Raw genomic sequence first — 14,006 nt, 5'->3', positions numbered from 1 at the left:
ACATCTCACATCTCACATCTCACATCTCACATCTCACATCTCACATCTCACATCTACTCATCTCATTCATGATAATCAAACGCCTTGAAGCCGTGTTTCTTCACCAGGTCATCCCGTTTTGCCGAGGTGAGATCTTCGCGGACCATTTCGGCGACCAGCTCCTCGAAGCTGATCTTCGGTTCCCAGCCGAGTTTCTCCTTGGCCTTGGAGGGATCACCGAGCAGGGTCTCGACCTCGGTGGGACGGAAGTAGCGCGGGTCGACGCGGACGACAACATCCCCCGGTTTCAAAGGGGTTTCCCGTCTATCATCTCCCGTCTCACATCTCACGTCTTCAACAATGCCGACCTCGTCGACCCCCTCCCCTTCCCAGCGCAGGCTGATGCCGAGCTCAAGGGCGGCGGCGTTGACGAAATCACGCACCGAGTACTGCTTGCCGGTGGCGATGACGAAATCGTCCGGTTCATCCTGCTGCAGCATCAGCCACTGCATCTCGACATAGTCGCGGGCGTGCCCCCAGTCGCGCAGGGCGTTCATGTTGCCGAGATAGAGGCAGTCCTGCAGGCCGAGAAAGATGCGGGCCATGGCGCGGGTGATCTTGCGGGTGACAAAGGTCTCGCCGCGCAACGGCGATTCGTGGTTGAAGAGGATGCCGTTGCAGGCGTAGATGCCGTAGGCCTCGCGGTAGTTGACGGTGATCCAGTAGCCGTAAATCTTCGCCGCGGCATAGGGGGAACGCGGATAGAAGGGGGTTTTTTCTGTCTGCGGCACCTCCTGCACCTTGCCGTAGAGTTCGGAGGTGGAGGCCTGGTAGAAGCGGGTCTTCTTCTCCAGCCCGAGCAGCCGGATCGCTTCGAGGATGCGCAGGGTACCGATGCCGTCGGCGTTGGCGGTGTACTCCGGGGTGTCGAAGGAGACCGCGACGTGCGACATGGCGGCGAGGTTGTAGATCTCGTCCGGCTGCACTTCCTGGATGATGCGGATCAGGTTGGTCGAATCGGTCAGGTCGCCGTAGTGGAGAATGAAGTTGCGATTCTCGATGTGCGGGTCCTGGTAGAGATGGTCGATGCGGTCGGTATTGAACAGCGAGGCGCGGCGCTTGAGGCCGTGCACGAGGTAACCCTTGCCGAGCAGCAGCTCGGCCAGGTAGGCACCGTCCTGGCCGGTGATACCGGTGATCAGGGCAACTTTCTGCGACATGTCGTTAAGTCTCCATTCGAACTGGATTGACGGGTTCAGATCAGGGTTTAAAAGGGCACTTTAGGGCGCCTGACGATGGAGGTCAAGAACCGGGAAGGGATTATAAAGATGAAATCTCAAAAAAATCTCAAATTTTGGGTCAGGATCGAGGTCCAAGGTTCGAGGTCCAAGGTCCAAGGAGCAAGGTTAAAACCTCGAACCTCGAACCTTGATCCTTGAGCCTGAACCTGAACCTCCCAATATTCAAATTCTACAATAACCCTCAGATCTGACAGAATTGGTATTTTTTCATTGACAGTAAAAAATTTGAGGCCTATAACTTCCCGGAATCATAAATAATAGGGTCGGACGTAAAATCTGTTTCATTGTCCATGGAGGGGGAGATGGCACATGGATGTGCCGCCCCGCCGGCAACGGCGGGGCCTTTCTCTGTCCGCGTCGGCGGCAGAGTTCTGCTGTTTCTGCTGCTGCTCGTTCTGCTCGGCAGCCGCCCGCTGTCTGCGGCCACCAACCTGGGAACCGAAGAACAACGTCTGCGGCAGCGCCGTGACCAGCGCGGCCGCCAACAACGGACCGAAGTGCCGGACACGCGGCAGCTGCCGGAAACCGTTGCACCGCCGGCAGCGGAACTGCCGGTCGAATCTCCCTGCTTCACCATTGACAGGCTGCGGCTCACCATCCCCGCGGACCTTCTTCGTCGTCATCCCGACACCGCCGTGCTGCTGCGTCCCGGCGGCCGGCTCTTTTTCCTGCAGGAGGAACTGCGCCGCTACCGCGGCCGTTGCCTCGGTACGGCCGGTATCAACCTGATCATCCGCCGCCTCACCGCGTTGCTGATCGATCGCGGCTTCACCACCACCCGCATAGCCATCCCGGAACAGGATCTCTCTTCCGGAGTTCTGCGACTGGAACTGATTCCCGGCCTGATCCGCAACCTGCTCCCCGCCGGAGACATCCACGGGTTCAGCCGCAACGCCCTGCCGTTCAAGCCGGGCGACCTGCTCAACCTCCGCGACCTGGAACAGGGGCTGGAGCAGATGCTACGGGTCGCCGGTCAGGATGTCCGCTTCGATCTGCTGCCCGGAGACCTGCCGGGGGAAAGCGACATCCGCATCACCATCCACCGTTCACGGCCGCTGCGGCTGCTGCTGTCACTCGACAACTCCGGCAGCAACGACACCGGCCGCTGGCTGGCCGGCGCCACGCTGCAGTTCGATACCCCGCTGAGACTCAACGACAGTCTTGAAATCGGCTACCAGGACAGCGCCAGGCGCAGCAGCGACGGCAAAAGCGCTGACGATCTGCGCCTGGACTGGTCGATTCCCTGGGGCTGGTGGCGGCTGGAGTGCGAAGCGAGCCGCTATCACTACCGCCAGCGGGTCAACGGCAGCAACCAGAGTTTCACATCAAGCGGCGAGAGTGAACGATTCGGTGCCACCCTGACCCGCACCCTGTGGCGTGGACAGCGGCAGAAAGGCGAGCTTCTCCTCGGGGTGCGCCGACGACGCAGCCACAGTTTCATCGACGACAGCGAAATCCTGGTGCAGCGCCGCAACCTGACCGAGGCCGAAGCGGCCCTGCAGCAACGCCTCTACCTCGGCAAGGCCCAGCTCGATCTCAAGCTGGCCCACCACTGGGGAAGCCGCTGGTTCGGCGCCGACCGCGATCTGCCCGGCAGGCAGCCGGGGGATCCGAGCTTTTTCTACCGCCTGCAGACCCTCGACCTGAACCTCGCCGCGCCCCTGTCGGCAGCATCCACCCCGATCCGTTGCAACCTGACCCTGCACGCCCAGTACGCCGACCGGCAACTGTTCGGCTCCGAGCAGCTCGCCATCGGCAGCCGTTACACGGTGCGCGGTTTCGACGGCGACCGGATGCTGAGCGGTGAGCGGGGTTTCTACCTGCGCGACAACCTCGACATCCCCCTCGGAAAAAGCGGGCAGGATCTTTATTTCGGCCTCGATTACGGTCGCGTCGGCGGCCCTTCCAGCCGTTTTCAGCCCGGCCGGGAACTGGTCGGCGGCCTGGTGGGTCTGCGCGGCAACTGGAAGGGATTCGGCTACGACCTGTTCGCCGGTTGGCCTCTCCATCAACCGGATGGCTTCGACAGCGGCGGCACCACGGTGGCGGTCAACCTGGTGTGGGGGATGTGAATCAGGTTCGAGGATCAAGGATCAAGGATCAAGGATCAAGGATCAAGGTTCGAGGTTCGAGGCTCGAGGTGCGGGAAGGGGACGGTCCCTCTCCTTTAAAGGGACTGTCTCCGTGTGAACTCATCAACGGGGACAGGCATCTGCGGAGCCGGTTCCTTCTGCCAGAGGTCAACAACCGATGAAAACAATCCACCAACTGCTCGCCCTGCTGCTCACCTCTGCCCTGCTGCTGCAGCCCGCTGTCGCCGCGGCCGCGCCCATCCCCGACCAGAACGCCGAGGCGTCCCGCCGGCCGACCCTCGACCGGACCGCCAACGGCCTGCCGCTGGTACGGATCACCGCGCCGAGCGCCGACGGGGTTTCGCGCAACCAGTTCCGCTCCTTTGACATCGACCGCAAGGGGTTGATCTTCAACAATGCCCGCGCCCTCACCCGGACCGAGCTGGCCGGCTACGTCGCCGGCAACCCGAACCTTGCCGGCGGCGCGGCACGGCTGATCCTCAACGAAGTGACCGGCAGTGATCCCTCCGCGCTGCGCGGCTTTGCCGAAATCGCCGGCCGGCGGGCCGAACTGATCATCGCCAACCCCAACGGCGCCACCTGCGACGGCTGCGGTTTCATCAACACCAGCCGCGCCACCCTCGCCGTCGGCACCCCCCTGTTTGACGACAACGGCTCATTCTCCGGCCTGCAGACAGGGGCGGGCACACTGACCATCGGCGCCGACGGACTGCAGAGCGAAGAGCGGGTCGACCTGCTGGCCAGGGCGGTGAATATCAATGGAGCGATCCACGCCGGGGACCTGAACCTGGTCACCGGCGTCAATAAAATTGGTTATCCGGATTTAACGATTGAAGCGCAATCCGGCACGGATAAACCGCAACTGGCGATCGACGTCGCCGCCCTCGGCGGCATGTACGCCGGGCGCATCCGCCTGATCGGCACCGAGGACGGTGTCGGCGTCGTCAACAACGGTACCATCGCCGCCGGCGAGGACGGGTTGACGCTCGACAGTGCCGGACACCTGCGGCTCAACGGACGGATACAGAGCGCGGGAGGCGGCGAGATCACGGCGACCGGCATTGCACAAAGCGGCGTTCTCTATGCCGCTGATGACCTGCAGCTGCTCAGCGGCAAGAAACTGAACAACACCGGGGTCATTGCCGCCGCCGGCGATCTCACCATCTCTGCCGGGCACATCGCCACCTCCGGCGAACTGGCAGCCGGTTGCGCGGACGACGGCCGGATCGGCAGCGCCGGCAGCCTTTCGCTGAGCGCCGACGATCTGGTCAACGGCGGCAGCATCCTCTTCGGCGACAGCCTGCGGGCAACGGTCAACGGAACCCTTGACAACCGCAACGGCCTGATCACCACTTCCGCCGCCGGCCGGATGAATCTGGAGGCACAGCGAATCGACAACCGCGGCGGCCTGATTGACGGCGGAAGGGTCAAAATATCTGTTTATGCGGATATAGACAATAGCGGTGGAAAGATGCTGGCGACTGATCTTTTGAGCATCCGTGGAACCATGGCGACGATCGACAACAGCAACGGCGGTCTCGGCGCCGGACAACTGCTCAGCCTCAGTGTCGCCGCGCTGGACAACACCGATGGACTGCTCGCCGGCGACAGCGACCTGCAGCTGCAGAGCGGGACATTGACCGGCAGCGGCCGTCTCCTGGCCGGAGGACGCGCTGACATCACCCTCAGCGGGGATTATTCCCATCCCCTCGACAGCCTGCTGCAGGCGGCCGAACTGCGCCTGACAGTGGCCGGGCGGCTGAACAATGCCGGCATCCTGACGGGACAGTCCCTGCAGCTCCAGGTGGGGAGACTCGACAATCTCGAAAGCGGCCGGGTGCGGGCTGCCGACCTCGACCTGCGGGCCGAAGGAAAAATCCTCAACCTGGGCCGGATCGACGCGGACCGGCTGCTGCTCTCCGGAGACTCCGTGGAGAACCGGGCGACCCTGCTCGGCGACCGGCTGCACCTGCGCTCCGGGACACTGGACAACCTCGGTCCCCAGGCGGTGATCGCCGCGACCGACAGCCTGGAGCTTGACGGCGATCAGCTGAACAATCGCGACCGGGCGAGCATTTTCAGCCTCGGCGATATCCGTATCAGCGGCCGCGACGGGAACTCCCCGAGCGAAAGACTTCTCAACGAAGGGGCACTGATCGAGGCCGACCGCGACCTGTCCGTCTCGACAGTCCAGCTCGACAATCGCCGCGCACGGGTCGAGGTGGACACCGAGCTGGTCAGTTCCGAGCAGCGACAGCTGGGCCTCTACCAGGGCTATGACCTGGCTGAAGAGGTCTACGACTGCTTTCATGGCGGCGACGCCTACGATTGCGGAACCTGGCCGGAGGTCAACCATTACCGGGATCTCCGCACCATCAACATCGCCGTTACAGACATCCTCGAACATGATCCCGAGCGCAAGTTCATTCGGTTTCTCGGACCGGTGAGCCATATCGGCCAGGAGACGGTCTGCAATCCGGACCTGGAAACCGGGGGCGGATGCAGCACCCGGGACAAGCTGATCACCGAGACCCTGCCGATAACCGCCTGGTACGATGACTACAGTGAAAACGACAGGCAGGCGACCCTGGACTACTATCCCGAATACGATCCGGGACGCGACATCCATCCCGGCAGGGAGATCAGCGTCGTCCTGCCGGCGAAGGGGGACTTGACGGTCCACAACGAAACCGCGCGCACCGTCACCACCACCGTGCGGGAAGACCGCTTCAGCCTGGTCTCGCCGCAGCCGCGCATCCTGGCCGGAAACGACATGGAACTGCGAATCGGCACCGGGTTTGACAACCTCGCCGGGCTGGTCTCGGCCGGTGAGAATCTCGTCGTCAACGGCACCTCCTTCAAGGGCGACACGACCGTCGCCGGGATTTCCAATCGAGGTTTTGAGCTGCATCGCGTCACCAGGGAAGAAAAGATCTCAACCGTCGAGTGGCACGACAGCTGCGATTTCGGCACCGACCCTCACTGCGGCAACAATGTCACCACCTGGAGCTGGCCGCCGAGCGAAACGGTCACCGTCATCGACACCCTGCCGGGCGAAATTCTCGCCGGTAACCGGCTCAGCATCTTCGCCGGCAGTCTCGACAACAGTCCGCTGCCCGACAACGGCCATCCCCTGACCGGCAGCACCCTGGGGGCCGACCTGCCCTCACCGGCCGGCGCGGCCGACGGCACCGGCCCGCGGCTGAACCTGCCGCAGAACGGCCTGTTCAGCATCATCCCCGACCCCGATCGACCCTACCTGGTGGAGAGCGATCCGCGCTTCACCGACTACGGGCAGTTCCTCTCCAGCGATTACCTGCTCGGGCGGCTCGGCATCACCCCGGAAGAGACCCGCAAACGTCTCGGTGACGGTTTCTATGAGCAGCGGCTGGTGCACGACCAGCTGGCGGCTGCGCCCCGACCGCGCCCCGGCAACAAAAGCGATGGCACGGCCCGCTTCCGGCAGCTGATGGACGCGGGCATCGCCGCCGCCGAGGAGCTGCGGCTGGCCCCGGGCATCGCCCTCAGCGACGAGCAGGTCGCGGCCCTGAGCCACGATATCGTCTGGCTGGTGGAACAACGGGTCGACCTGCCGGACGGCGGCAGCGAAACGGTCTGGGCGCCGCGGGTCTACCTGGCCCGGCTGCAGCCGGATGATCTGCAGCCGGACGGAGCACTGCTGGCGGCCGGAAAAGTCGAGATCCGCACCCTGGATGAATTCCGCAACGGCGGCACGGTGACGGCCGGGGAAGATTTGCGCATCACTGCCGGCAGGGCCGACACCACCGGTGCCCTGAGCAGTCTCGCCGACCTGCGGCTGCGGACAAGCGGTGATCTGCGTGTTCATTCCGGGACCATCCGCGGGGGGCGGGTCAGCCTGAAAAGCGGCGGTGACCTGGTGATCGATACCGCCGCCAACGAAATCGGGAGCACCGGCGACTCTGCCCGGAGCCGTTCCACCCTGGTCGGCCGCCGGGGGCGGATCGAGTCCGCAGGGGATTTGCGGCTGCAGAGCGAAGGGGACCTGGAGATCAACGCCGCCGAACTGGACAGCGGCGGTCGAACCCGGCTCGAAAGCGTCAGCGACCTGCGGCTCGGCACCCTGGCCGCCGGGACCGAAACCAGCAGCAGCGGCCGCCGTTTCAGCTATCGCCGACAACAGAAGCGGCAGCTGACCAGTCAGCTGAAAAGCGGAAGCGACCTGCAACTGCTGAGCTCCGGGAAACTCGACACCCAAGGCGCCGAACTGGACGCGGGCGGCAACCTCGCCCTGATCGGCGACCGGGGCGTGCGGATCGACACCGTCCGGGATCGGAACGAGACGTCGCGGCATGTCCGCGGCAGACGCTCCGGCAGTGATCTGGAAATCGCCGATGAAACCGTCCACGGCAGCCGCCTCGCCGCCGGGCAAGATCTGCTCATCGCCTCTGCCGCCACCGATGCCGACGCCGTCGCCATCCGCGGCTCTTCCCTGCAGACCGGAGAAACCGGCACCCTGCGGCTCATCACCCCCGGCGGCATCCGCGTCGACGAGGCGCACGAGCGGCACGATTACGACTATCACGACGACCAACGCACCCATTCCCTGTTCACCCACCGCGCCCGCTCCACCGACAGCAGCCGCCACGCCGACCTGGCCGTCGGCAGCGATCTCTCCGGCGGCCGGGTGGAGCTGGCGGCGGGGAAGGATCTGCTGGTGCGGGGGAGTGAAATTGCTGGGAGCGGTGACGTCCAATTGTCAGCAGGAGAAGGCCTGAATATCACGACGGCTGATAATTTTTCGGCGTCTTTTTTTCACCATAGCGACGAAAAATCGGGGGTTCTCTCCAACGGCAGTTTATCAGTCACCCTGGGACAGGAAAAACAGCATGATCTGATCAAGGATCAGGGACGCTTCTCCACGGGCAGCCTGCTGGGCAGTATCGAAGGCAATCTGAACCTGCTTGCTGGAGAAAAGCTCACCATCAAAGGAGCCAGTTTGATTGCGGACGGCAGCATGAATCTTCAGGGAGAATCTATCACCATCACACCGGGAGAGAATATCACCCAGGACTTACAACGACATTCATGGGACAAGTCCGGGCTCTCCATTGGGCTCGAGGGAGCTATTCTTTCAACGGCATCGACAATCTCCGCCCAGGCAAAAAGGGCCGCTATCGACAAGAATGTCGCTACGGTGGTTCGTAAACTGAAGGCCGCCCAGACAGTGCTGAATCTCCGGATGAATCGCAAGGAGATAAAAAAAGCCGCCGGATCCATTGTAAAGAAGGAATTGCCGAAGGGCATCGTACTGAACCTTTCCGCCGGGTCGCAAAGCAAAGAGGACTCCTCGTATTCACAGAAGAAAACCATTCTCTCGAGTCAACTGGAGGCTGGCGACAGCTTGCGGATCAACGCAACCGGAAACAATCAGCACGCAGGTGATATCAGGATCACGGGAACCATGGCGCGTGCCAGAGATATCGAATTGTCTGCCGCCAGAGACATTTCTCTGGAAAGTGCCCAGGAAGTAACCCATGAAGAGAGTCGATTCAAATCTTCCGGCTGGAGTCTGGGAACAAAAGCCGGTCTTTCCAGCCGGGGAGGCGGGGTGGGCCTGTTTGCGGAAGGGAATCTGGAGCGGGAAAAAACAGATGGGCAGACTGTGAAACAGATCGATTCAGTTCTGACCGCCGTGCAATCATTCAATTCTTTCAGTGGCGGCGACACGCGCCTTGCCGGGGCAAGAATTGAAGCGGGGCGTGCTGATATCGATGTCAGCGGCGATCTTTTCATCCAGAGCCGGCAATCAAGCGACAGCTACCTTTTCAACAACAAAAGCATGGGCGGCTCCCTTCAGCTTCCAATAGGCACCGGAGCAGGTACTGGAGGACTGACCAACAACCGCATGCACGTCAACAGTCAATATCGGGGCGTGGAAAACCAAAGCGGCATCTTTGCCGGAAACGGTGGATTTCACATCAATGTTGCCGAGAGCACGAGCCTTGAGGGCGGCGCCATTGTTTCAACCGCTGTACCTGAAAACAATCTCCTTAAAACAACTTCACTTCAATGGCAAAATCTGGAAAACTACGCTGATTTGGATTCCAGGTCCACCGGACTCACCCTTGACACGGAAATGCTGACCAGCAAGTACGACTCAGTCCGCGAAATGACCCATGCTCTCACCACGTCAGTGCAAGATGATGGCAAACAGAACTCAACAACCTACGCGGTCGTCAGCCAGGGGACCATTGAAACAACGGAGGCGGGAGATATCGAGGGACTCAGGCGCGAAGCCTCAGGAAGTCATGAAAAAATAACCGCCTTTGACGGGGCGAGCGAAAAAGAGGACCTGAAAGACCGCAAGGAGGTCCGCGACACTGTCTTTCAGGTCGCCACCATGGATATCGATGAAGCGCGCCGCGTGATGTTCAAGACTGATCCGAAGCTTTACAAGGTCGTCTGCAGAGAGGAACCCTGCACCTTCGATTTCAAGGCCTATTACCAGGCCATTGCAAAGGAAGCGGACAAACTGAAAGCGGCCGGCATGAGCGACCGGCAGGCCGTTGCAAAGGCGACGGAGACCATCAATAACACCATCGCCGATGATCTCAACCCGAACCGGACGCTGGCATCCGGGGCAAAAAACATCCAGTTCGAGGAAGTTCGACTGGAAGACATCCCCGCAGGGGACAACATGATCCTGGGTGTCAATGGAATCATGAATGGACTGCAGCGGGCCGGCGAACTGGTCATTCAGAACTCGGACGTGACAGACAAGATCTACATAGACACCCACGGCAAAACGAAAAAAGACGCCTACCTGATGTATTACGAAGAATCGAACGGCCTGCTCTCCGAGTGGCTGATCGCCGGCTACGAAAAACACCTGGCCGGTAGCCTGGGGTACAGCAACTACGACTATGGCTACGCGGACATGCTGGAAACCCAGGGCCAGAATTCAGCCATTTCCCTCGCCCACAGCCGGGGCACGCTGGTGCAGCGGAATGCTCTTGAAATTCTCGCTAAAAGAGGAGTTCTTGACAAACACTTGCAAATAAAAACCAGGGGGGCTCCTCTTTCTTCCAGCCAACTTCAGGAGATGTCAAGGACAGTCTCACCCGATGCCAAACCCGACAACTACCTCATGCCCAATGACTTTGTCGGCACCCTGATCGGTTTTCAACCGGGGGACACCTGGTCGTCAATCCTCGAAGTGCCGCGGATGCTGACCACCGCCAACAGCGCTCACAGCTGTTACGGCAGCGGGGCGGTGGGATGCGACAGGATCGAAAAGGGGTTCAGCTACCAGGATATCGGCAAGACCCCGGCCGAGTTGAACAGGATCAGACAAGCCAACCGACAGCGCTCGACCCAACCAAGAACTGCCATCCTCTACCGGAGCTCGCAGCCATGAAACTCATCATCACCCTCTTTGTCTCCACACTGCTGAGCGCCTGTTGCCTCTACGTCCCCCCGGGGGGGGATGACCCGTTCGCCAACCAACCGCGGGGCGTGGTCACCTACGAGACCTATAGCCTTAACTTTCTGAACAGGTACCGCCTCAAACATGACTGGATCCGGGGAAATGGAATCATGCCCTGTAACTATCGAACAAAAAACCTCATTGAGTTTCAGGTCAAAGACCTGAGACAAGTCTTCAGACCTCCTTTCAAAGAAACGTTTACAACAGATACCATTAAAAAAAATGGTCGCGCCCTATTCTCTTACGACTACCAACCAAACAGCGGAAGCTACAAACCGATAACTTTCACCAGTTTCACAGTCCCGTACCAGAACTTTTCCGAAAAATTCCAGGAAAATTTCCTTTCATTCTCCAACATCTGCAAAGCCGACTCTGTCGGTTACCAATACGTGGTGTATCTCAAGGACTGGCCCATCAAAGAAAATATCGCACAGGATAAAAAAGTCATCGGTTATTACCCCGGATCTTCCTTCACGACCGAAGAGATTCAACGCGGCCCCAATCACTGGACGGTCACGACCTCTGTCCTGCAATACGAATGGCAATCCTATCCAATGGCTTCAGAAACCTGGTACCTCCCCATCGCCGACACCAGCTATCACCTGGAGTTCCAGTTCAGCTCCCCGGTGGTCACGGAATCCTGGGAGGGACCTCTCTACCGCAGGCATCGTAAGCTTTTTGAACACCTGATCGACTCGGTTGCCATCACCCCCCTGCCGGAAGAAGAAAAAATTCCTTTGGAGAAAGTCGTGTCCCCGCCAATACAGAAGCCAATTCCACGGAGACATATGAATTAGATACGCACAGGGCGCATTTTACATTGTCTCCTGAAACTACAGCTTGATCGACTTCACAAGGAGTGCATGAAGCGCTCCTCTCAACCCCAATCCATGGAGGGATTCATGAAACGTTATGTTCTTCTGGTTCTCATCAGCCTGGCCATCAGCCTGTACGGCTGTGCCGCGCCAAAGACCTCAATAAAACCGAAAATTTCCAAGGCTTTCGGACGGAGCGAATTCATTGTCGCCGAGATCCCTTCCCACGGACTGATCGGTGACGGACTAGCGATCGCGGTAGGCGGTGGACACAACACGGAAATTCTCAGGCAAGCCCTGCTGCTGCTCGCGGCCGAGGGCGGAGAACAGTACATTGCCGTCATCGGAAGCAATCACACGCTCACCAAGGTTGTGCTCATCAACGCCGTCAAGGAGATCCCCGACAACGCGTTGCAGCACCTGCACATCGCCTTTCTGGGGGATCAGAGCGCCGGCGCCGAGTTGAAACCCGCGGTCAAACGAACCGGAGCCGAACTGGTCATCGTCTCATTGTAATCCGGAACGCGGAAGGAAAAACTATGAAACAACTGACAACTCTTCTGGCTCTTGTCACCACAACCCTGCTGCTCAACGCCTGCGCTCCGAACGCCACCGCCAACCTGGCGATGCGCAACGCCAACAGGATAGCGGCGGATGCCGGCAGTCCGTTCCGGATGGAGAAGGTCGCGGAGAATGATCAGGGGGTGATTGTGCGCAGGACCATCATCGGCACACCTGGGCCGACGGCAGCTGACGAGGTCCTGGCGAAAGACATCGCCATCCGCATCAAGTCGATGGAACAGGAAAAACACCAGAAGATCCCCCTGAAGCTGACTGAGTTCCGCCAGGTGTCGGCCGAGAACGGCAGGTTCGTCGAGGCCTGGGTCTTTGACCGCGGTCAGGATACTGTGGTCTACATGGTCAGTATGATCGCGGCCGGAGACGGTGTCGATTTCAAGGTGTCGGGCCCCTGGGAATAATCAAAAAAACACCCGCCTGCAAGCTGCCAAAAGCAACGAAGCAGACGGGTGCTTTTCATCAGCCCTCGCACTACTCTTCGCAGAGTACCGTACCGGCGATATGCCCCGCAAACTTGCGGCAGGTCTCGAGGTTCTCCGCGGTCGGGGTGAAGCGGAAGGAGATGCTGTCGGCGGCCAGCTTGTATTTCAGCCCCAGCAACCGCTGTTCAACCATCTTCACCGCCTCGCCGCTCCAGCCGAAAGAACCGAAAACCGCGGCCATTTTCGCCTTCGGCGTCACCGAGGAAAGCAGCGCCAGGGCGTGCCAGACCTGCGGCGGAGCGTCACGCTGGATGGTCGGCGTGCCGATGATCAGCACATCGGCCTGTTCGAGAACGTTGCGGTAATCGTCGTCGCGCATGTCGGAGAGGGCAAAGGGGATCACCTCGAAACCCTGCCGCTCAAGCTCGTCGCGAATCACCTCGGACATGTTGCGGGTGTTGCCGTGCGAGGAGAGTACCGCCAGCAGGGCGCGCGGCTTGTCGGTCCCCGGGGCCGGAGCCGCCCAGCGTTTGTAGGCGTTGATGGCGTTGCGCCCCGACTGGCGGCGGATCGGTCCATGCGACGGAGCGACGATGTCGATGTCGAGATCATCCACCTTGGCGACGGCATCACGGATCTTGTCCTTGAAAGGGCGCATGATGCAGTCGAAGTAGAAGAAGAAATCGTAGGAGAAATCGGCGATTTCGTCATCGAACAGGCGTCGCGGGCAATAGTGGGAACCGAAGGCGTCGCAGGAAAAGAGGGTTTTCTCTTCCACCAGGTAGGTGAACATGGTGTCCGGCCAGTGCAGGTAGGGAGCGAGGAGGAAGCGCAGGGTCCTGCCGCCGAGGTCGAGTTCTTCGCCGTCACTGACCACGTGGCACTTGAAAGGCCGGTTGATCAACTGCTTGAGGAAATTCTCCGCCGCCTTGGTGCAGTAGACCACAATTTCAGGGTTCTTATCCAGCAGCTGTGCCAGCGCCCCGGAATGGTCCGGCTCGGTGTGGTTGACCACCACCAGGTCGACATCCTCGGGTCTGACATGTTCGCCGACCTTGCTGAAGAATTCATCGGCAAAGGGCTCCTTGACGGTATCGATCAACGCGACCTTGTCGTTGCCGCGAACCAGGTAGGCATTGTAGGTGGTCCCGTTGTGAGTCGGGAAGAGATCGTCGAAGACTTTCAGATCGGCATGACGCACGCCGACCCAGTCAACGCCGTTGCATACGGGGATACTGGTTTCCATGGTAAATTTCCGGCCTCCTTGGTTGATATCGCTGACAAATCTTGTCAACTATATCCAAAATCGGACAGGCAGGCAAGCATTGTCGATAAGTATGACCCAAATC

7 protein-coding genes are annotated in these 14,006 nt (G+C 60.3%); 5 read left to right on the top strand and 2 right to left on the bottom strand.

Features of this window, described 5'->3' with window-relative positions:
- Nucleotides 1-62: 62 nt before the first annotated feature.
- Nucleotides 63-1,199: a GDP-mannose 4,6-dehydratase gene (gmd, locus tag B5V00_RS13075; protein ID WP_085011252.1), complete on the bottom strand. Its 1,137-nt coding sequence runs from the start codon at nucleotides 1,197-1,199 to the stop codon at nucleotides 63-65.
- Nucleotides 1,200-1,582: 383 nt separating this feature from the next.
- On the opposite strand from gmd, the gene B5V00_RS13070 reads away from it, so the two are divergent.
- From B5V00_RS13070 to B5V00_RS13050, 5 genes are all read left to right on the top strand, one after another.
- Nucleotides 1,583-3,352, top strand: coding sequence for a ShlB/FhaC/HecB family hemolysin secretion/activation protein (locus tag B5V00_RS13070; RefSeq protein ID WP_172399752.1), 1,770 nt, complete (start codon nucleotides 1,583-1,585; stop codon nucleotides 3,350-3,352).
- 178 nt (nucleotides 3,353-3,530) lie between these two features.
- Nucleotides 3,531-10,772: a two-partner secretion domain-containing protein gene (locus B5V00_RS13065; protein ID WP_085011250.1), complete on the top strand. Its 7,242-nt coding sequence runs from the start codon at nucleotides 3,531-3,533 to the stop codon at nucleotides 10,770-10,772.
- Nucleotides 10,769-11,638, top strand: coding sequence for a hypothetical protein (locus B5V00_RS13060; protein WP_085011249.1), 870 nt, complete (start codon nucleotides 10,769-10,771; stop codon nucleotides 11,636-11,638). The genes B5V00_RS13065 and B5V00_RS13060 overlap by 4 nt, the downstream gene beginning before the upstream one ends.
- Nucleotides 11,639-11,743: 105 nt before the next feature.
- On the top strand, nucleotides 11,744-12,172 hold the full coding sequence (locus B5V00_RS13055) for a hypothetical protein (RefSeq protein WP_139800772.1): 429 nt from the start codon (nucleotides 11,744-11,746) through the stop codon (nucleotides 12,170-12,172).
- 23 nt (nucleotides 12,173-12,195) lie between these two features.
- Nucleotides 12,196-12,636, top strand: a complete 441-nt coding sequence (locus tag B5V00_RS13050; RefSeq protein WP_085011247.1) for a hypothetical protein — start codon at nucleotides 12,196-12,198, stop codon at nucleotides 12,634-12,636.
- Between the two features lie 70 nt (nucleotides 12,637-12,706).
- Here the strand turns inward: B5V00_RS13050 and B5V00_RS13045 are convergent, their stop codons facing one another.
- Complete coding sequence (locus B5V00_RS13045; RefSeq protein WP_085011246.1) at nucleotides 12,707-13,903, bottom strand: FprA family A-type flavoprotein; 1,197 nt, start codon at nucleotides 13,901-13,903, stop codon at nucleotides 12,707-12,709.
- Between the last annotated feature and the right edge of the window lie 103 nt (nucleotides 13,904-14,006).

This window comes from Geothermobacter hydrogeniphilus, assembly GCF_002093115.1.
GTDB classification, from domain to species: domain Bacteria; phylum Desulfobacterota; class Desulfuromonadia; order Desulfuromonadales; family Geothermobacteraceae; genus Geothermobacter_A; species Geothermobacter_A hydrogeniphilus.
Note: the sequence above shows the minus strand (reverse complement) of the source record. Positions and strands in the feature narration are given on the sequence as shown.